We start from the raw sequence: 18,980 nt of genomic DNA on the forward strand, positions 1-18,980 counted from the left end.
AACGACTATGAACAATGAACGTGTCATTCAGTTTATGAATGCTCGGGTGTTGGCGATTATATTTTCGTTAGCACTAATAATTGGTTCAATTGGCTCACTGATTGTAAATAACCTGCAGTATGGTTTGGATTTTACGGGTGGAACACTGATTGAGCTGGGTTATGATAAACCTGTTCGTCTTGATGATATTCGTGAGCAATTAAAGGCTGCGGGTTATGATCAGGCAACGGTACAGGAGTATGGATCTGCGACGGATATCTTAGTTCGTTTACCAGGAGATAATCCCAAGCAAGGTGACAAAGTGGCTGAAGTTTTATCAAAGGCTTCTGCTGGATCCGTTGAGTTACACCGTGTAGAGTTTGTTGGGCCGCAAGTGGGTGAAGAGCTACGAGAAAAAGGTGGGCTCGCGATGCTGTTAGCTTTAGCGGTAGTGCTGGTCTATATTGCTTTGCGCTTTCAGTTAAAGTTTGCTCTGGGTGCGGTATTGGCGCTGATTCACGATGTGATTATCACTTTGGGCTTTTTTGCAGTGACAGGCATCACCTTTGATTTAACAGTACTTGCGGCTATTTTGGCCGTCATTGGTTACTCGCTGAATGATACGATTGTGGTCTCTGATCGAATCCGCGAAAACTTTCGTATTATGCACTCTGCAACACCCGTTGAAGTCATTAATCATTCATTGACTCAAACCCTTGGTAGAACATTGATTACTTCTATTACAACACTTTTAGTGTTAATTGCATTAGCGTTATTTGCTGGTGAATCACTACAAAGCTTTTCACTTGCACTGATTGTTGGGGTAGTCATTGGTACATACTCTTCAATTTATGTTGCTGCTAATGTGTTGATAGCAATGAAAGTCAGTAGGGAAGATTTATTGCCTCCAGAAAAGGAAGAAGTGGTTGATGATATGCCTTAATATTGATTAACAGGATCTTCAGTGTTCTTTTTAGAAAAAGCGGCGATTGCCGCTTTTTTTTAACATAAAATAAGACAGGTAATGTCCAGTAAGTGGAGTTTATTATGAAAACTATGCTAATAACAGGTGCTAGCAGAGGATTGGGTTTAGAGTTGGTAAAGCAGTATGCCAGTGATAATTGGCAGGTTATTGCTTGTTGTCGTCAACCTGAAAGTGCTGATGAATTAAAAACATTAGCAGAGCAGTACCCAAGTATTAGCATTGAACAAGTTGATATTCTTCAAGAGGAAGGTGTTCAGGCTCTAGCTGAAAAGTATAAGCAGCAGACTATTGATTTACTTTTTATGAATGCAGGTGCATATGGACCTAAGGGATATCAATTTAATGATATATCTGCAGAAGAATGGCTCAGTGTATTACACGTAAACAGTGTAGCACCTTTTATTTTTATTAAATATTTTCTTGACCAGATTAAGCAAAGTGAGCTGAAACAAATTGCAGTGATGAGTAGTAAAATGGGTAGTATTGCTGATAATAGCAGTGGTGGTAGTTATATTTATCGTAGTTCAAAAGCAGCACTAAATGCAGCAGCAAAAAGTTTAGCGATTGATCTTGCGGCTGATAATATTAAGGTTGCTATTATACACCCAGGTTGGGTAAAAACACGGATGGGTGGGCCAAATGCACTCATAGATACACCAACATCTATTAACGGTATTAAGCAAGTGTTGGATAATAATACGTTGGAAAAATCGGGCAATTTTGTCGCTTACGATGGTCAATTAATTCCCTGGTAAAAAGTTAGGCGTCAGCTTTTATCATGAAGAAAAAAGCTGACAGCAAAGCCTAAAAATTATTCGTAAAAGGTATTACGAAAAGTATTTACGCTTTTTTCATATCGGGTGTCAGGAAAGGGTGAATTAATTGTAGGAGTGACTTAAAGCACTTTGGATTACCACATGCTACCTGACCACTTTCAAAGTAGCTATGAGAGCCGCTAAAGTCACCGATCAATCCACCTGACTCAAGGATTAATAAAATACCTGCAGCCATGTCATATTGGTTAAGACCATACTCCCAAAATCCATCAAGCCGCCCAGCTGCAACATACGCTAGGTCAAGAGCTGCAGCACCACCACGACGAATGCCTGCTGTTTTTTCAGCAATACTTTTCATCATGCCAAAATAGGCTTCTGCGTGTTTCATTTGGTCTTGACGGAAGGGAATACCTGTACCAATTAAGGCATCATGCATTTGTTTTCTATTACTTACTCTTATGCGATGGCCATTGAGTTGAGCGCCTTTTCCTCGTGAAGCGGTAAATTCCTCTCCACGGATTGGGTCAAGTACGACAGCATGTTCTATACGGCCTTTGTATTGGCAGGCAATGGATACTGCAAAGTGTGGAATACCATGTATAAAGTTACTGGTTCCATCAAGTGGATCGATAATCCAAAGATAATCTTTGCCACTGTCTTTACCTTCCCTATGACCAGACTCTTCACCAAAAATACTATGGTCAGGGTAAGCTTTGCGCAGTGTTTTGATGATGGTTCGTTCTGCAGCTGTGTCAATTTGAGTAACAAAATCGTGTGGAGCTTTTTCACTCACTTCCAGGAGGTCTAATTGTTCATAGCCACGGAGTATGACTTCTCCTGCGCTTCTAGCTGCACGCAGGGCAATGTTGAGCATAGGTTGCATAGCGACTCATCTACCTGAGGTTTTAAAGAACATAAGACGCTAACTATATCAAATACTTTGCAGTTCAATAAGCCGCATGATTACTTATTTTTTCTTTGAAGCTTAGGTTATTTAGAAGAAGGAGATTTTTGGCCTTAGCTTTTGATATGAAACTTACATAGTGCCTTATCAAGGGTTTTGTTACACTAGAAGTCACTATCCACCTTGGTATGCAACATTGCTTTAAGTACTAACTAAAAGCAATATTGCATGAAACTGTTTAGAAAATACCTTTATAAATACCTGCTTAGTAGACTGTGTAAGCTAAGTAAAGGTACTAAATATTTGTATCATCAATTGAGGTCAGTTAGGTCGGTGTTAGAACACATTCGTATTGTTTTAGTAAATACTTCCCATCCAGGAAATATCGGTGCTGTAGCTCGCGCAATGAAAACCATGGGATTAACAAAGCTGATGCTTGTTTCTCCTGATGAGTTTCCTCACCCCTATGCTACCAGTCGGGCTGCTGGTGCAGATGATATTTTACAGCAGGCAACAGTGGTGGCGTCATTAGCTGAGGCTGTGGCTGATTGCCAACTGGTGATTGGAACCAGTGCGCGGCAACGTAAAGTACCCTGGCCTTTGGTAAATCCTCGGGAATGCGTTCAACAGCTTTTAACTGAAGCTCAGCAGGGAGAAGTTGCACTGATATTTGGCCGAGAAGAACATGGTCTGACAAATGATGAGCTGGCCTTGTGCCAGCTACATGTCCATATTCCCGCCAATGAAACATACAGTTCGCTTAATCTTGGTGCTGCAGTCCAAGTGATGACTTATGAAATTAGAATGCAAGCGTTGCAGGCCAGTCAAAGCCCGTCAATCGAGCCTCTTTCTGGCCATGATGCACCATTAGCCACTAGTGCAGAGTTAGAGCATTTGTATCAGCATCTTGAGCAAACACTGCAAGAAATAAATTTCCTCAAAAGTGCTTCTGCACACTCAATGATGACTAAACTTCGACGAATATATCAACGTGCTCGTTTAGAGCAGCAAGAAGTTCAAATTTTGCGTGGTATTTTGAGCCAGACACAGAATAAGACTAAAAATAAATAACTTTGCTCAATGCTGGCGGCTAAAACAACGATGAAGCTTTAACGCTACAAAGACTAAAGCCAGTAGTGACTACACAATCATTTTTTACAGGAGTGGTTATGTTTGAACGGGTCAAAGAGGATATTGCCAGCGTTTTTCATCGCGACCCTGCTGCTCGTAATGCTTTTGAGGTGTTGACTAATTACCCTGGTGTACATGCGGTATTACTGCATCGATTAAGTCATAAATTATGGGTTAAGGGTTTTAAATGGCTAGCGCGATTTATTTCTAACTTTGGGCGGTGGATGACAGGCATTGAAATTCACCCTGCGGCTAAGATTGGCCGCCGCTTTTTTATCGACCACGGGATGGGTGTTGTTGTCGGTGAGACAGCTGAAATTGGTGATGATGTTACGCTTTATCAAGGCGTAACACTTGGTGGTACGACCTGGAATAAAGGTAAGCGTCACCCGACACTGGGTAATGGTGTAGTAGTAGGTGCTGGCGCCAAGATTTTGGGCCCTTTTACTGTGGGTGATAATGCTAAGGTTGGTTCAAACGCGGTTGTAACTAAGGAAGTACCAGATGGTGCAACAGTTGTTGGTATACCAGGTAGAATTATTAAGCATGCAGAAATGTCTGAAGAAGATGCAAAACGGCAGGCAATGGCTAACAAAATGGGATTTGATGCTTACGGTGTAGCAGATATGCCTGATCCAGTAGCAAAAGCCATGACAGGTATTTTGGATCATATGCTGGCGGTTGATGATAAAATTGTTGTCATGTGTAAAGCACTGAAAGAACTGGGTGTAGACTATTGTGATAACAATTTGCCGACATTAAAAGAAGAAGACTTTGAATGTGTCAGTGAGCACCCTGTTGAGGCTCATGAATCTGAGGTGAAGGCTTCTTGTAAAGAGCAAGCCACCCATGAAGAAAAGATTAAAGAAATGAATGAAAGTTAAGAATTGCAGTAGACTGTTAAACTGCATACTTGACTAATTTATAGGGTTATATACTTGATCAATTTACTTGGTTAAAGCATAATACGTCGCAAGACTTTGTAATGAACTGCAGCATAAAAAGAGACTGATATTATGCGTTTAACCACCAAAGGGCGCTATGCCGTAACGGCAATGCTCGATCTAGCGCTGCATGCTGAAAAAGGCCCTGTTGCATTAGCGGATATTTCTGAGCGTCAGGGTATTTCTCTTTCTTATCTTGAACAGCTATTTGCTAAATTACGTCGTTGCCAGCTTGTGAGTAGTGTTCGTGGGCCTGGAGGCGGTTATCGTCTCAGTCGTGAAAGTTCAGGGATTTATGTCGCAGAAGTTATTGATGCTGTTAATGAAACAGTTGATGCGACTCGGTGCCATGGTAGTAATGATTGTCAGCGGGGCGATATTTGCCTTACTCATCACTTGTGGTGCGATTTAAGTAACCAAATTCATTCCTTTTTAAGTAATATCAGTCTCGCAGATTTGGTGGCGCGCCGTGAAGTACGCTTTGTAGCTTCACGTCAGGATGAAAAACAACAAATAAAACAAGATCATCCTTCACTAGATCCTTCGCAAGATGAGCGCATTAATACGTCACAGATTATATAATTTGCCTGATTGAATAGATTAGCCTTTTGTTGGAGTTGTTAACCTCATGAAGCTTCCGATTTACTTTGACTATGCAGCCACCACCCCTGCAGATCCTCGTGTTGCCCAAAAAATGGCTGACTATTTAACAGTGGATGGTGTGTTTGGCAATCCAGCTTCCCGATCACATGCCTTTGGTTGGAAAGCGGAAGAGGCTGTGGAGTTGGCGCGAAAGCAAGTAGCGGAGCTGGTTAACTGTGATCCTCGTGAAATTGTTTGGACTTCTGGTGCTACAGAAGCTGATAACTTAGCTATCAAAGGTGTTGCACACTTTTATAGCAAGAAAGGCAAGCACATTATTACTTCTCGTATAGAGCATAAAGCAGTTCTTGATCCTTGCCGTCAGCTAGAGCGTGAAGGGTTTGAAGTGACTTATCTGGACCCTGATAAAGACGGCATTATTCACCCTGAAACTGTAGCAGACGCCATTCGTGAAGACACAATTTTAGTCTCCATTATGCATGTCAATAACGAGATTGGTGTGATTAATGATATAGCGGAGATTGGTGAAATTACGCGTAGTAAAAATATTATTTTCCATGTGGATGCAGCCCAAAGTACTGGCAAAGTGGCCATTGACCTGGAAAAAATGAAGGTCGATTTAATGTCTTTTTCTGGACATAAAACTTATGGTCCAAAAGGTATTGGTGCGTTATATGTGCGCCGTAAACCAAGAGTGCGTTTGGAAGCTCTGATTCATGGCGGAGGTCATGAGCGTGGCATGCGTTCAGGTACTTTACCCACCCATCAAATTGTCGGTATGGGTGAAGCCTTTCGAATTGCTAAAGAAGAAATGGCAACTGAACAGGCTAGCTTGCTAAAGCTACGTAACCGCTTCTGGGATCAAATTAAGGACATGGAAGAAATATATGTCAATGGTAGCTTTGAGCAGCGCGTTGCCAGTAACCTCAATGTAAGTTTTAACTTTGTTGAAGGTGAGTCGTTAATTATGGCGCTGAAAGACCTGGCAGTCTCTTCTGGTTCTGCATGTACTTCTGCCAGTCTTGAGCCATCTTATGTATTGAGAGCACTAGGTCTGTCTGACGAATTGGCACATAGCTCTATTCGCTTCAGTTTTGGCCGCTTTACAACCGAAGAAGAAATAGATTATGCCGCTCAGAAAGTGCGTACAGCCGTGGATAAGTTAAGAGAGCTATCGCCTTTATGGGATATGTATAAAGAGGGTGTTGACCTAAGTAAGGTTGAATGGGTTGCCCACTAATAATTTTGCCTGATTTCGTGCTGAGGAGTTAACCAAATGGCTTACAGTGATAAAGTCATAGACCATTACGAAAACCCCCGTAATGTGGGAAAAATGGATATCGCAGACCCTGCAGTAGGTACGGGCATGGTGGGCGCACCAGCATGTGGTGACGTCATGCGTTTGCAGATTAAAGTGAATGGTCAAGGGGTGATTGAAGATGCCAAATTTAAAACCTATGGTTGTGGCTCTGCAATTGCCTCAAGCTCGCTAGCGACTGAGTGGATGAAAGGTAAGACGTTGGATGAAGCTGCACAGATTAAGAATGCCACCATTGCTGAAGAGTTGGCACTACCTCCTGTAAAAATACACTGTTCTGTGTTGGCGGAAGATGCGATTAAAGCCGCTATTCAGGACTATAAAAGCAAGCAATCGCCTGAGTCTGACATTACTAACAACACTGCTGCTGGCTAAACGCTACTGACAGTTGGAGCGAACGATGCTGTAAAGTGCTTACCTTTACAGCATTATTGCTATTAGAGGAGTCATTTATGGCAATCACAATGACCACTGCAGCCGTCAACCATATCAGTCAACAGATGGCAAATCGTGGTAAGGGTGATGGTATTCGCTTAGGGGTCAAAACGACAGGTTGTTCAGGATTAGCTTATGTGCTGGAGTTTGTCGATGATGCAGCGCCAGAGGATAAGCTCTATGAGCAGGATGGTGTTAAGCTCTACGTTGATCCAAAAAGCTTAGTTTACCTGGATGGTACCGAACTCGACTTTGTCAAAGAAGGGTTAAATGAAGGGTTCAAGTTTAACAACCCAAACGTTAAAGGTGAATGTGGTTGTGGTGAAAGCTTTTCAATTTAACTAGGTAGTAAAGAGATCCTCGAATGCTTGAGCTAAAGCAGAATTACTTTGAGCTGTTTGCGCTTGCGCCAAGCTTTGCTATCAATAAAGCAAATCTTGCAGAAAAATATCGAGCGTTACAGCGATCATTCCATCCTGATAATTTTGCCGCTGAATCTCAGCAGCAACAACGTTTAGCCGTCCAGTGTACAGCTCATATCAATCAAGCCTATCAATCACTGCGCTCTGATTTACTTCGTGCAGAGTATTTACTGAAGTTACAGGGTGTAGATCCTCAGTTGGATAGCACAACAGTATTTGATAGTGAGTTTTTGATGGAGCAAATGGCGCTACGTGAAGCGCTGGAAGAAGTACGCTCTGCTATAGATACTGAAGTAGCTCTTCAAGAGTTGCAGACAACTGTTGATGAGCGATTGAAAGATCTGTTTCAAGCCTTTTCAAATCTTTGGGATCAAAAAGATCCTACAGCACTTGAGCAAGCGGCTGTTATCGTCCAGAAATTATACTTTTTGACAAAATTACAGCAACAGGTCACTGAGCTTGAAGCAGAGCTTTTAGACGATTTTTAACCCAAATAAGTTAAACGATTAAAGATGGCGTTGTTACAAATATCCGAACCAGGCCAAAGTCCTAAGCCGCATCAAAGAAAGCTGGCAGTAGGCATTGATTTAGGCACAACCAACTCATTGGTAGCGGCTGTTCGCAGTGGTTCGCCAAAGACCCTTGCAGACGAACAAGGTCATCATATATTACCTTCAGTGGTGCATTACCAGACAGGCGGGGTTCGAGTAGGGCTTGAAGCCAAACAGCAAGCAGCAGATGATCCTGAAAATACCATTATTTCAGTGAAACGAATGATGGGGCGTGGTCTCCAAGATATTCAGCAGCAAGGTAACTATTGTCCCTACCAGTTCGTTGATAATGGCGGCATGCCTAACTTGCTAACACGCGCCGGTGAAGTTAATCCTGTTCAGGTATCTGCTGAAATCTTAAAAGTACTTGTTGCCCGAGGAAAGGAAAGTCTTGGGGGGGACTTAGTGGGTGCTGTTATTACTGTACCCGCCTACTTTGATGATGCTCAACGTCAAGCGACTAAGGATGCAGCACGCCTTGCAGGTATCCATGTGTTGAGATTGTTAAATGAGCCAACAGCAGCAGCCGTTGCTTATGGCTTAGATCAGCGCCAGGAAGGTGTTATTGCTGTTTATGACTTAGGCGGAGGAACGTTTGATATCTCCATTTTGCGTCTGTCAAAAGGCGTCTTTGAAGTATTAGCGACAGGTGGGGACTCGGCATTAGGTGGCGATGATTTTGACCACAGTATTGCTGAGTGGATTATGCAGCAGGCTGGACTGAGTGCTGAAACGCTTTCAACTTCAGAGCAGCGCTCTCTCCTTTCAACAGCATGTAAAGCTAAAGAAGCACTGACGGAGAGTAATGAAGTTGAGGTTCATTTCCTTAATTGGTCAGGCACGTTGCTGCGCATAGTATGTGATGACTTATTTCAGCCTCTGATTCAAAAAACGATACGTGCTGTTAGGCGAGCACTTCGGGATGCTGACATAAAAGTTGATGAAGTTAATGAAGTGGTCATGGTCGGAGGCTCAACACGAGTGCCAGCCGTTCGACAGGCCGTTTCTTCTTTACTGAATAGAGAGCCTTTAATTTCCATTGACCCTGATCGTGTTGTTGCCTTAGGGGCGGCCATCCAAGCGGATGTGCTGGCAGGTAACAAGCGTTCTGACGATATGCTGTTACTTGATGTAATTCCTTTGTCGTTGGGGTTAGAGACGATGGGGGGCTTGATGGAAAAAGTTATTCATCGAAATACCACTATCCCAATCGCGAGAGCACAAGAATTTACCACCTATAAAGATGGTCAAACGGCGATGTCTATTCATGTTCTGCAAGGGGAACGGGAACTGGTAGAACATAACCGCTCTTTGGCTCGCTTTGTTTTATCTGGTATACCTCCTATGGCTGCGGGTGCTGCTAAGGTGCGGGTAACCTATCAGGTAGATGCTGATGGTTTGTTGAGTGTCAATGCCCAAGAGTTAAGTTCGGGAATTGAAAGTACCATTGAAGTTAAACCATCTTATGGCCTTTCTGATCAGTTAATTTCAACTATGTTGCAAGATTCTTATCTGCATGCCCAGGATGATGCGGACCAGCGTAATCTGAAAGAGCAGCAAGTAGAAGCTGAAAGACTGCTGGAAGCGATTACATCCGCGCTGGCTGAAGATGGGCAGCTATTAAATGCTGAAGAACGTCAGCATGTCGATCATGAAGTTGCTCAATTGCGGCAATTAGCTCAAGGAGAAAATGCTGAAGCTATTAAGCAGTCTATTGAACAAACCGCCAAAATAACGGATGAGTTTGCTGCACGTAGAATGAACGCCGCTGTCAGTAAAGCCTTGTCAGGCCACTCGATTGCAGATTTTGATACTGAGGAACAACATTAATGCCACAAATAGTTTTTTTACCTCATGATGAGCTATGCCCTGAGGGTGCTGTTGTTGAAGCAGAAGCTGGTGAGTCTATATGTGATGTGGCATTACGACATGATATTGAAATAGAACATGCCTGTGAAAAATCCTGTGCATGTACTACCTGTCATGTCGTTGTTCGCGAAGGTTACTATTCTATGGAGCCTGCGGATGATCTGGAAGAAGATATGCTGGATAAAGCGTGGGGATTGGAGTCTGAATCTCGTTTAAGCTGTCAAGCAGTGGTTGGTGATTCGGATCTTGTCGTAGAAATTCCTAAGTATACAGTTAACCAGGTTTCTGAAAGACACTAGTGACTTTTACCTGTACAAAATTAAGCCTGGTTGTATGTTGTAAAAGGCTGATCGCTCTCTTACTTTCGAGGTGAATGATAGATGAGTTTATGCTGGACTGATGTAAATGATATTGCTATTGAACTGGCAGAGCAGCATCAAGATGTCGATCCGCGTTACGTGAACTTTGTAGACTTGCGCAATTGGGTGATGGCGCTTCCAGACTTTGATGATGACTCTCATCGTTGCGGCGAAAAAATTTTAGAAGCAATCCAAGCGGCTTGGATTGAAGAAGCTGATTGATTAACGGACGCTTCATCTGCCAAAAGGCTGTTATTTTACTAGAACCTGCGTATAATCCGCGGGTTTTGTGTATTATACCCACTGCCAATGAAGTTAGTTTAATGGTGGGTATAGGGCATTGTTCAATCACCCATTTGCCATTAACTGTTACGGTTTTGTGGAGAAAAACATGTCAGTAGAACGTACTCTTTCAATTATTAAGCCCGATGCTGTTTCTAAAAATGTCATTGGTAAAATTTTCAGCCGTTTTGAAGAAGCTGGCCTGAAAATTGTTGCAACTAAAATGCTTCACCTGTCAAAAGAGCAGGCCGAAGGTTTCTATGCAGAGCACAAAGAACGCCCATTTTTCAACGATCTTGTTGCGTTTATGACTTCTGGTCCAGTTGTTGTTTCTGCTTTAGAAGGCGAGAATGCCATTGTTAAAAACCGTGAGTTGATGGGTGCTACTAACCCTCAAGACGCTGCACCAGGTACAATTCGTGCTGAGTTCGCATCAACTATAGATGAGAATGCAGTACATGGTTCGGATTCTGAAACATCTGCAGCACGTGAAGTAGCTTACTTCTTCAGTGACGACGAAGTATGTCCTCGTACTCGTTAATTTGATTGATGTCCACGTCTGTACGATAGGTAAATTCACGATGAGCGATGCACAAAAAGTTAACCTGTTAGGTTTGCCGCGCCCGATGTTAGAGGCGTATTTCGAGTCTATTGGTGAGAAAAAATTTCGTGCAACTCAGGTTATGAAGTGGATTTACCACTATGGCGTGGACGACTTTGAACAGATGACTAACCTGGGCAAAGGGTTAAGAGCAAAACTGAGCCAGTGTGCTGAAATCAAAGGCCCTAAAGTTGTTAGCTGTGATTATTCTGCTGATGGTACACGTAAATGGATTGTTGAAGTTGCCAGTGGCAGCTGTGTGGAAACTGTATTTATACCTGAAAGTGGGCGTGGAACGCTTTGTGTGTCTTCTCAAGCAGGTTGTGCGCTGGATTGTAGTTTTTGCTCAACGGGTAAGCAGGGGTTTAACTCTGACTTAACGGCAGCAGAAATTATTGGTCAAGTATGGATTGCTGCTAAATCATTTAATAATGTCCCACATAAACAAGACCGAAGTATTACTAATGTGGTTATGATGGGAATGGGCGAGCCGCTACTGAATTTTGATAATGTGGTGGCGTCGATGAACTTAATGATGGACGACCTTGGCTTTGGTCTTTCAAAGCGACGGGTTACATTAAGTACTTCAGGTGTTGTACCTGCGTTAAAAGAACTGGGTAAATACTCCGATGTATCCTTAGCGCTATCTTTGCATGCGCCCAATAATGCTTTGCGAAACGAGCTAGTACCCATTAATAAACGCTATCCATTAGAGGTTTTATTACCTGCCTGTCAGGAATATATGAATGGCTTGGCAGATAAACGACGGATTACTATCGAGTACACACTGATTAAAGATGTTAACGACCAGCAACACCATGCTGAAGAGCTCATTACGCTTTTAAAAGATATTCCTTGTAAAATAAATTTAATCCCTTTCAACCCGTTTTCTTTATCCTCCTATCAACGGCCCAGCAATAATGCGATTCGTCGTTTTCAAGAGGTTTTGTTGGCTGCGGGCTATAATACGACAGTACGTAAAACGCGCGGTGATGATATTGATGCTGCATGTGGTCAGCTAGCTGGAATAGTTCAGGACAGGACGCGTCGTAGCCAACGTTATCTTCATCAAGCTCAGTTAATTAACACGAAACAGTTGCCAGTGTGAGATAGATCATAAAAAATAACAATAACAACATGGCAATTGTCTTATTATCTGGGGGATCAAATGAGAAAAGCCAAAGCGTTATTGTTTACTGGGTTATTAGCATGGCAATTAACAGGGTGTGTCAGCACTGGTGGTAAAGAGGCTATTGACCGTGAAAAAGCGGCTGAGAGTTACGTGAATTTAGGTATTGCCTATTTGCGTCAGGGTGATATCGAAAATGCGCGAGCAAAGCTAGAGCGTGCTTTAAAATATGACAGTGACTCTGTTAGGGCGTTGAGTGTTTTAGCACTAACTTACCATCAAGATGGTGAAGTAGAATTGGCCGAAAAGTATTTTCGAAAAGCCTTGTGGGAAGATCGGGATGATGCTGAAACCAATAACAACTATGCCGCTTTTTTGTATGATATAGAACGTTACCAAGAGGCTGCAGAATATTTCCAAAAAGCAGCTAATAATATTGATTACACTGAGCGGAGCCGTAGCTTTGAAAACTTGGGTTTAACCCAGTTGCAGCTTAAAGATAAAGAAGGAGCTGAAGCGAGCTTTCGCCGGGCATTACGGTTAAACAAAGAGTTATCTCGTTCACATCTGGAGTTGTCAAACCTGCTATATGAGCAGTCCAACTATAGTGAAGCACGAGAGCATTATAAGGCATTTACTCAACTTGCCTCACAAGATGCACGTTCACTGCTAATAGGGATACAAATAGCCAAGGCTTTCAATGATAATGACCGTATGGCCAGTTATGGTTTACAACTGCGGAAAATGTATCCTGGTTCTCCTGAACTAAAGCAGTATCAAGGTATGATGGCGAATGAAAAACCTTAAGAAAGAAGAAATTGTTTCCACTCAAGAGCAAGCCGTCTTAACACCTGGCGCTTTATTGCGCCAGGCTCGCCTCGAACAAGGTTTAGCTCAAGAAGTTATTGCCAATCAACTGAAAATATCAGTCAGTTATGTAGATGCGATTGAGCAGGATGACTTTGAGCAACTACCTGGATTAACCTTTGCGCGAGGTTATGTCTGTAACTATGCAAGAAGAGTAGGCTTGAACCGCGATAATGTGGCTAAAGCTTTTGATTCCTACACAGGAAAAAAACCAGAAGCCCACTGTCCAGAACCCGTCCAAAAAGTATCTACCCAAGCAGCTGCTCATACCCCTTTAGTTAAGTGGTTTAGTTACTTAGTCATCATCGTTCTTGTGATTATGACTATCGTTTGGTGGCGATATGACCTGCTAGAACGTCAAAACAGTGATGCATTGGATGCCGATACAGGGGCAGAGCAAATTACGGTTGAGACAGTTGATGGTGAAAATGTTGTTTCTGATTTAATCCCTGACCCTGCAGAAGAAGTCACTACTGATCATGCACTTTCAGCCGAAACGTCTGGAAATGTTGCTGAAGAAGAGCAATCCATTCCAGAGGCATCAGTCACTGCTGAGACTCGTTCACCTCTAGAACAGATTGAAGGACAAAGTCACAGTGAAGATGCCACAGGCGGGCAAACCAGTGACCAGGTGGTGGCTGAAGAAAATGAAACGAGTACTACAGATAACGAGGCGTCAACAGATACCAGTGCTTCATCAGCCGTGGCGGCGGTAAAAAATGAAAATACCCTCGAAGCCGTTTTTAAAAATGAATGTTGGATAGAAGTTCGTGACGCGAAAACTAATAAAATGTTGGCTGCAGGCCTTAAACAGGCAGGTAATTCGCTGAGTGTTTCACATTCAGGCCCTATAAAAATTGTATTAGGTAATGTAAACGCTGTTGAGCAACTGAAATTTAATGATAATAGCGTGAATTTGGAGGGACGTTCACGAGGAAATGTAGCTCACTTTGTACTTGGACAGGACTCAGAATAAATCACTATGCAATTTGAATCTCCTATTAAAAGACGTAAATCCAGGCAGATTATGGTGGGTAATGTACCCGTAGGTGGTGATGCACCCATTTCTGTTCAAAGTATGACGAATACTGAAACCTGTGATGTGGCTGCAACCGTTGGACAAATTAAGCAGCTGGAAGAGGTTGGTGCGGATATTGTCCGTGTTTCTGTACCCTCGATGGAAGCAGCAGAAGCATTTTCGGCGATTCGCCAGCAGGTTAATGTCCCATTAATTGCTGACATTCACTTTGATTACCGTATTGCGCTTAAAGTTGCTGAACATGGCGTTGATTGTTTAAGAATTAATCCCGGTAATATTGGACGAGAAGATCGTGTTCGAGCTGTGGTCGATGCTGCACGTGATCGTAATATACCCATTCGTATTGGCGTGAATGCAGGCTCATTAGAAAAAGAGCTGCAGAAAAAGTATGGAGAGCCAACACCCGCTGCTCTGGTTGAGTCAGCATTACGCCATATTGAAATATTAGACCGATTGGACTTTCAGGACTTTAAAGTCAGTCTTAAGGCTTCAGATGTTTTTACAACAGTTGCAGCTTATCGCTTATTGGCTGAACAGATAGAGCAACCTCTTCACCTAGGCATCACTGAAGCAGGTGCATTTCGCTCTGGCACCGTTAAATCATCCATTGGGCTAGGCATGCTGCTGATGGATGGCATTGGTGACACGCTACGTGTTTCGTTAGCTGCTGATCCAGTGCAAGAAATTAAAGTGGGCTTTGATATTTTAAAAAGTCTAAAGTTGAGAGCAAAAGGGATTAACTTTGTAGCCTGCCCAAGCTGTTCACGGCAAAATTTTGATGTCATCAAGACCATGAATGAGCTTGAAGCCAGACTGGAAGATGTGACGACACCGCTTGATGTTGCTGTGATTGGTTGTGTTGTCAATGGCCCTGGTGAAGCGCGTGAAGCTGATATTGGTTTAACAGGTGGTACTCCAAATAATCTTGTTTATGAAGATGGAAAGCCCAGCTATAAAGTCACCAACAATGATTTGGTTAATGAGCTGGAACGTAAAATTAGGGAAAAAATAGCTCAGCGTCAGGCTGACGAGGCCAATACCATCATCAAAGTTTAGTAAGAGATATAAAAAGAGTATGCCGCTGTGCTGGAAGTCTTTTAAATAATCCGTAAACTATTTCCCCTTAATTCATGATGTGGCCACGATGTCTAGCGACATCGTGGTTTTAGTTTGTCACTTTAATTGATAGGTAAAGAGCGTTGGCCACACAAATTCAAGCAATTCGTGGAATGAATGATATTCTCCCTAGCCAAAGTCCCTTATGGCAGTATGTGGAGCATCATATCCATGAGGTGCTGAGCGCTTATGGCTATTCCGAGCTGCGTACGCCTTTAGTTGAAAGCACAGATTTGTTTAAGCGCTCTATTGGCGAAGTGACGGATATTGTTGAAAAAGAAATGTACACCTTTGCTGACCGTAATGATGAAAGTATCACATTGCGTCCAGAAGGTACTGCAGGTGCGGTAAGAGCTGCATTACAGCAAGGCTTACTCCATAACCAAGTACAGCGTTTGTGGTATATGGGTCCTATGTTTCGCTATGAACGACCACAAAAAGGGCGGTATCGACAGTTTCACCAGCTAGGTTTAGAGTGTTTTGGCATGGTGGGTCCTGATATTGATGCTGAAGTTATTATCTTAACGGCACGACTTTGGCGTAGGCTGGGCATTGATAAGGCGGTGTCTTTGCAGCTTAATTCGCTTGGGACACCTGAAAGCCGTAAAGCCCATCGAGAAGCGCTTATTGCTTATCTGGAAAAGCACCAGGATAAGTTGGATGCGGATAGTCAAAAGCGTCTTTACACTAATCCGCTGCGTGTGCTGGATAGTAAAAACCCTGAAACCCAGACTATTCTGGCTGATGCTCCAATGTTATTGGACTATTTGGATGATGAATCGAAACAGCATTTTGATCAGCTGAAAGCGTTACTATCTTCAGCTGGTATTGAGTTTGAAGTCAACCCAAAGCTGGTAAGAGGATTGGATTATTACACGAAAACGGTTTTCGAATGGGTTACGGATGAACTTGGTGCTCAAGGAACAGTCTGTGGTGGTGGACGCTATGACGGTTTAGTAGAGCAGTTAGGTGGAAAGCCAACACCCGCAGTTGGATTTGGCATGGGTATTGAGCGCTTAATTCTGCTTTTGGAAACCCTGAAGGTTGTACCAGAGACAGTGTATAATCATGTTGATGTCTATTTGGTGGCGGCAGGTGAAAATATTACGGGATATGCTTTTCAAGTAGCAGAGACTATTCGTAATGAAGTCCCTGGTATTCGATTACAGATGAACTGTAGTGGTGGAAGCTTTAAGAGCCAGATGAAAAAAGCGGATAAAAGTGGTGCGCATGTAGCCATTATCATTGGTGAAAATGAGCTTCAAGAAAGTACTGTTGCCATCAAGCCGTTACGGGGTGAAGGTACACAGCAGGTGATGTCACTGTCTGATGCAATTGCTTGGTTTGCCGAGCAGTCTTTTGCGGAATAGGCTTGTAAATAAAGAAACCCGTCAGGTTGAACGTTTTCAACTGACGGGTTTTAAGTAGTAATTTTTAAGGATTTTTTAACAAAACTGGGCTTTTATGCCAAATGCCTCATATAGAATATAAAAATCTGATTAACAAAATGTGTGGCATTGTGGTCAAATAATTCTAAACATATACGTTTTACTTAAGCGCATCATACCCAAAGCACATGATTTTTCGGGTTTGAGCTTTTCGGGTTTGCTGACCGTAGAATGTCCCTTGCAGGCAACATACACGCAGCTGACATGCAGGTTTTTATAGATTTTTGCAGACTTTTTATAGGAGCTTAGGGTGGATAGTTACCGCACTGAAGAAGAACAAATTGAAGTCATCAAGCAATGGTGGAAAGAAAATGGGTCTGCGATTGTTGTTGGGCTAGCTATCGCACTGACGGGTGTTTTTGGCTACAAAGCCTGGAATAACTACCAAGATGCCCAAGCAGCTGAGGCTTCTGCACTGTTTCAAGATGTTATTAATGTTGTTAACAAAGGACAGTTTGGCACATTATCTGAGGATGACTTATCTACTTTTAATCATTTATTGGGTAAGTTAAAAACTGATTTTAGTAGCTCAACGTATGCTCAATTTGCGGCCCTTTTGCGAGCACAGCAAGGGGTTAAAGATGAAGACCTGGAAAAAGCGCAACAGGAACTACAATGGGTATTAGATCAAAAGCCTGAAGAAAATATTGAACTGTTAGCGCAGCTTCGTCTGGCACGGGTTATTTTTGCGCAAGATGCGGAGAATGCACAACAAGCGCTGGATTTGATCAACAATGTTGATGCCAAAGCTTACCTTATGTCGTATGAACATGCGAAAGGTGACTTCTATGTTGCACTTAACAAGTTGAGTGAAGCACGTGAAGCGTATACCAAGGCTATTGCTGCGGGAGAAAAAGCGGAGCAAGTTGACCCTACCATTCAAGTTAAGCTTGATAACATCGCTGTTGCGAAGGAAGGTGCATAGATGCGCTATATACCTCAACCTTTAAAAATAGCTACCACATTCTGTATGGTGATGACGCTTTCAGCATGTAGCATCTTTGATTCTGAAGATGAGGTTGTGCTTGAGCCAAAGCCGCTGGTTGATTTTGAGGAAACCATCAATATTGAGGAAGTGTGGAGTAAACAGATTGGTGACGGGGTGGATGGTCACCGTTATGTAAAACTAGTACCGGCCATTGATGGCGGGAAGTTGTTTGTTTGTGACATCGAAGGTGAAGTGTATTCACTTAACTCTGATTCAGGCAAAGAAAACTGGTCAATTGAGCTTGATGAAAAGGTGATGGGGGGGGTTGCCGCGGGTTATGAAAAAGTCTTTATTGGTACTCAGGCGGGTGAACTGGTTGCGTTAAGCCAGGCGGATGGTAGCGAGTTATGGCGAGTTCAATTAAGTAGTGAGATTTTAGCACCTGCAGCGACAGATGGTTCGGTTGTCGTTGTTCATACCAAAGATGATAAGCTGATTGCGCTTGATATCAATAACGGCGAACAGGTGTGGATTTATGAAGGTAGCCAGCCCATTTTAAGTTTGCAAGGAACCAGTACACCGTTGATTGTGTCTGGGGCTGTCTTCAGTGGTTTTGCTGATGGTGAAGTTAAAGCATTCGTTGCTGATAGAGGTTTCCAGATTTGGAAGCAAAAGGTTGCGATTCCTAAGGGGCGTAATGAACTGGAACGAATGGTTGATATTGATGGGCCTTTGTTACTTAGTGAAAATAAACTTTATGCTGTTAGCTTCCAGGGTAATGCGGTTGCCATAGACCCCCGAAGTGGAAGCCTGCTTTGGCAGCAGGAAGCATCAAGTTATGGTGGTTTAACTCAAGGATTTGGCAACTTGTACATGTCTGGTACCAATGGGCATATTACTGCACTCGATCAGGAGACAGGTGGTACTCAGTGGACACAAACTGAACTTGAGTATAGGAAAGTAACGCCTCCTGCGGCACATAGTAATTACATTGCTGTGGGAGACTATGAAGGCTATGTGCACTTTTTGTCTCAGTTAGATGGACAGTTTGCCGGACGAATTAAAGTGGATGGCGATGGTATTCAAGTCGCTCCACAGTCTGATGGTGTATTGCTTTTTGTCTATGGACGAGGCGGTGAACTGGCTGCGTTGAAAGTAGGTTTAAAAGAAGAAGACTAATATGTTATTTTAACAAAACGGCTGCTTACTCGTTAAGCAGCCGTTTTGTTTATACTCGTAGTAGAAATTGCTTCCTGCTGATAGGTATCAGAGGATATGCTTTGTAAGACTATTT

21 protein-coding genes are annotated in these 18,980 nt (G+C 42.8%); 20 read left to right on the forward strand and 1 reads right to left on the reverse strand.

Going from position 1 to position 18,980, the window contains the following annotated elements; translation table 11 throughout:
* Positions 1–7: 7 nt before the first annotated feature.
* Complete coding sequence (gene secF, locus ACQ96U_RS02835; RefSeq protein ID WP_431719713.1) at positions 8–922, forward strand: protein translocase subunit SecF; 915 nt, start codon at positions 8–10, stop codon at positions 920–922.
* Between the two features lie 104 nt (positions 923–1,026).
* On the forward strand, positions 1,027–1,719 hold the full coding sequence (locus tag ACQ96U_RS02840) for an SDR family oxidoreductase (protein WP_431719714.1): 693 nt from the start codon (positions 1,027–1,029) through the stop codon (positions 1,717–1,719).
* 85 nt (positions 1,720–1,804) lie between these two features.
* On the opposite strand, the gene ACQ96U_RS02845 is transcribed toward ACQ96U_RS02840, so the two are convergent.
* Positions 1,805–2,623, reverse strand: coding sequence for an inositol monophosphatase family protein (locus ACQ96U_RS02845; protein ID WP_431719715.1), 819 nt, complete (start codon positions 2,621–2,623; stop codon positions 1,805–1,807).
* A 354-nt stretch (positions 2,624–2,977) separates the two neighbouring features.
* On the opposite strand from ACQ96U_RS02845, the gene trmJ reads away from it, so the two are divergent.
* The 18 genes from trmJ (at position 2,978) to bamB (ending at position 18,865) form a co-directional block, all read left to right on the forward strand.
* Positions 2,978–3,715 carry a tRNA (cytosine(32)/uridine(32)-2'-O)-methyltransferase TrmJ gene (gene trmJ, locus ACQ96U_RS02850; protein ID WP_431719716.1) on the forward strand — a complete coding sequence of 246 codons (738 nt, stop codon included), beginning with the start codon at positions 2,978–2,980 and terminating at the stop codon, positions 3,713–3,715.
* A 98-nt stretch (positions 3,716–3,813) separates the two neighbouring features.
* Positions 3,814–4,659, forward strand: coding sequence for a serine O-acetyltransferase (gene cysE / locus ACQ96U_RS02855; RefSeq protein WP_431719717.1), 846 nt, complete (start codon positions 3,814–3,816; stop codon positions 4,657–4,659).
* 132 nt (positions 4,660–4,791) lie between these two features.
* Positions 4,792–5,301, forward strand: a complete 510-nt coding sequence (gene iscR / locus ACQ96U_RS02860; protein ID WP_431719718.1) for a Fe-S cluster assembly transcriptional regulator IscR — start codon at positions 4,792–4,794, stop codon at positions 5,299–5,301.
* A gap of 46 nt (positions 5,302–5,347) precedes the next feature.
* On the forward strand, positions 5,348–6,562 hold the full coding sequence (locus ACQ96U_RS02865; protein ID WP_431719719.1) for an IscS subfamily cysteine desulfurase: 1,215 nt from the start codon (positions 5,348–5,350) through the stop codon (positions 6,560–6,562).
* A gap of 36 nt (positions 6,563–6,598) precedes the next feature.
* Positions 6,599–7,015, forward strand: coding sequence for a Fe-S cluster assembly scaffold IscU (iscU, locus tag ACQ96U_RS02870; RefSeq protein ID WP_431719720.1), 417 nt, complete (start codon positions 6,599–6,601; stop codon positions 7,013–7,015).
* A gap of 77 nt (positions 7,016–7,092) precedes the next feature.
* Positions 7,093–7,416 (forward strand): iron-sulfur cluster assembly protein IscA, encoded by a 324-nt coding sequence (gene iscA, locus ACQ96U_RS02875; protein ID WP_431719721.1) that lies wholly within the window; start codon positions 7,093–7,095, stop codon positions 7,414–7,416.
* Between the two features lie 23 nt (positions 7,417–7,439).
* The gene (gene hscB, locus ACQ96U_RS02880) at positions 7,440–7,985 is read left to right on the forward strand and encodes a Fe-S protein assembly co-chaperone HscB (protein WP_431719722.1); all 546 of its coding nucleotides are present in this window, start codon (positions 7,440–7,442) and stop codon (positions 7,983–7,985) included.
* A 24-nt stretch (positions 7,986–8,009) separates the two neighbouring features.
* The gene (gene hscA, locus ACQ96U_RS02885) at positions 8,010–9,878 is read left to right on the forward strand and encodes a Fe-S protein assembly chaperone HscA (RefSeq protein WP_431719723.1); all 1,869 of its coding nucleotides are present in this window, start codon (positions 8,010–8,012) and stop codon (positions 9,876–9,878) included.
* A complete protein-coding gene (fdx, locus tag ACQ96U_RS02890) occupies positions 9,878–10,216 on the forward strand; it encodes an ISC system 2Fe-2S type ferredoxin (protein WP_431719724.1) in 339 nt (112 codons plus the stop codon). The genes hscA and fdx overlap by 1 nt, the downstream gene beginning before the upstream one ends.
* A gap of 81 nt (positions 10,217–10,297) precedes the next feature.
* Positions 10,298–10,498, forward strand: coding sequence for a Fe-S cluster assembly protein IscX (gene iscX / locus ACQ96U_RS02895; RefSeq protein ID WP_431719725.1), 201 nt, complete (start codon positions 10,298–10,300; stop codon positions 10,496–10,498).
* A gap of 169 nt (positions 10,499–10,667) precedes the next feature.
* Positions 10,668–11,099 carry a nucleoside-diphosphate kinase gene (ndk, locus tag ACQ96U_RS02900; RefSeq protein ID WP_431719726.1) on the forward strand — a complete coding sequence of 144 codons (432 nt, stop codon included), beginning with the start codon at positions 10,668–10,670 and terminating at the stop codon, positions 11,097–11,099.
* Between the two features lie 40 nt (positions 11,100–11,139).
* Entirely contained in the window at positions 11,140–12,267 is a 1,128-nt protein-coding gene (gene rlmN, locus ACQ96U_RS02905) for a 23S rRNA (adenine(2503)-C(2))-methyltransferase RlmN (protein WP_431719727.1), read from the forward strand.
* A gap of 60 nt (positions 12,268–12,327) precedes the next feature.
* Positions 12,328–13,095 (forward strand): type IV pilus biogenesis/stability protein PilW, encoded by a 768-nt coding sequence (pilW, locus tag ACQ96U_RS02910; RefSeq protein ID WP_431719728.1) that lies wholly within the window; start codon positions 12,328–12,330, stop codon positions 13,093–13,095.
* Positions 13,082–14,131 (forward strand): RodZ domain-containing protein, encoded by a 1,050-nt coding sequence (locus tag ACQ96U_RS02915; protein WP_431719729.1) that lies wholly within the window; start codon positions 13,082–13,084, stop codon positions 14,129–14,131. The genes pilW and ACQ96U_RS02915 overlap by 14 nt, the downstream gene beginning before the upstream one ends.
* A gap of 6 nt (positions 14,132–14,137) precedes the next feature.
* Complete coding sequence (ispG, locus tag ACQ96U_RS02920) at positions 14,138–15,250, forward strand: flavodoxin-dependent (E)-4-hydroxy-3-methylbut-2-enyl-diphosphate synthase (RefSeq protein WP_431719730.1); 1,113 nt, start codon at positions 14,138–14,140, stop codon at positions 15,248–15,250.
* Between the two features lie 143 nt (positions 15,251–15,393).
* Positions 15,394–16,680, forward strand: a complete 1,287-nt coding sequence (gene hisS, locus ACQ96U_RS02925) for a histidine--tRNA ligase (RefSeq protein ID WP_431719731.1) — start codon at positions 15,394–15,396, stop codon at positions 16,678–16,680.
* A gap of 328 nt (positions 16,681–17,008) precedes the next feature.
* Positions 17,009–17,683, forward strand: a complete 675-nt coding sequence (locus ACQ96U_RS02930) for a YfgM family protein (protein WP_431719732.1) — start codon at positions 17,009–17,011, stop codon at positions 17,681–17,683.
* Entirely contained in the window at positions 17,684–18,865 is a 1,182-nt protein-coding gene (bamB, locus tag ACQ96U_RS02935; protein ID WP_431719733.1) for an outer membrane protein assembly factor BamB, read from the forward strand.
* The last annotated feature ends 115 nt before the right edge of the window (positions 18,866–18,980 follow it).

The organism is Zooshikella sp. RANM57, from assembly GCF_050749885.1.
GTDB lineage: Bacteria > Pseudomonadota > Gammaproteobacteria > Pseudomonadales > Zooshikellaceae > Zooshikella.

What these genes read in the sequence shown, in the direction of transcription:
- secF (WP_431719713.1), top strand. Translation starts at nt 8, where the DNA reads ATGAACAATGAACGTGTCATTCAGTTTATGAATGCTCGGGTGTTGGCG.
- ACQ96U_RS02840 (WP_431719714.1), top strand. Translation starts at nt 1,027, where the DNA reads ATGAAAACTATGCTAATAACAGGTGCTAGCAGAGGATTGGGTTTAGAG.
- ACQ96U_RS02845 (WP_431719715.1), bottom strand. Translation starts at nt 2,623, where the DNA reads ATGCAACCTATGCTCAACATTGCCCTGCGTGCAGCTAGAAGCGCAGGA.
- cysE (WP_431719717.1), top strand. Translation starts at nt 3,814, where the DNA reads ATGTTTGAACGGGTCAAAGAGGATATTGCCAGCGTTTTTCATCGCGAC.
- iscR (WP_431719718.1), top strand. Translation starts at nt 4,792, where the DNA reads ATGCGTTTAACCACCAAAGGGCGCTATGCCGTAACGGCAATGCTCGAT.
- ACQ96U_RS02865 (WP_431719719.1), top strand. Translation starts at nt 5,348, where the DNA reads ATGAAGCTTCCGATTTACTTTGACTATGCAGCCACCACCCCTGCAGAT.
- iscU (WP_431719720.1), top strand. Translation starts at nt 6,599, where the DNA reads ATGGCTTACAGTGATAAAGTCATAGACCATTACGAAAACCCCCGTAAT.
- iscA (WP_431719721.1), top strand. Translation starts at nt 7,093, where the DNA reads ATGGCAATCACAATGACCACTGCAGCCGTCAACCATATCAGTCAACAG.
- hscB (WP_431719722.1), top strand. Translation starts at nt 7,440, where the DNA reads ATGCTTGAGCTAAAGCAGAATTACTTTGAGCTGTTTGCGCTTGCGCCA.
- hscA (WP_431719723.1), top strand. Translation starts at nt 8,010, where the DNA reads ATGGCGTTGTTACAAATATCCGAACCAGGCCAAAGTCCTAAGCCGCAT.
- fdx (WP_431719724.1), top strand. Translation starts at nt 9,878, where the DNA reads ATGCCACAAATAGTTTTTTTACCTCATGATGAGCTATGCCCTGAGGGT.
- iscX (WP_431719725.1), top strand. Translation starts at nt 10,298, where the DNA reads ATGAGTTTATGCTGGACTGATGTAAATGATATTGCTATTGAACTGGCA.
- ndk (WP_431719726.1), top strand. Translation starts at nt 10,668, where the DNA reads ATGTCAGTAGAACGTACTCTTTCAATTATTAAGCCCGATGCTGTTTCT.
- rlmN (WP_431719727.1), top strand. Translation starts at nt 11,140, where the DNA reads ATGAGCGATGCACAAAAAGTTAACCTGTTAGGTTTGCCGCGCCCGATG.
- pilW (WP_431719728.1), top strand. Translation starts at nt 12,328, where the DNA reads ATGAGAAAAGCCAAAGCGTTATTGTTTACTGGGTTATTAGCATGGCAA.
- ACQ96U_RS02915 (WP_431719729.1), top strand. Translation starts at nt 13,082, where the DNA reads ATGAAAAACCTTAAGAAAGAAGAAATTGTTTCCACTCAAGAGCAAGCC.
- ispG (WP_431719730.1), top strand. Translation starts at nt 14,138, where the DNA reads ATGCAATTTGAATCTCCTATTAAAAGACGTAAATCCAGGCAGATTATG.
- bamB (WP_431719733.1), top strand. Translation starts at nt 17,684, where the DNA reads ATGCGCTATATACCTCAACCTTTAAAAATAGCTACCACATTCTGTATG.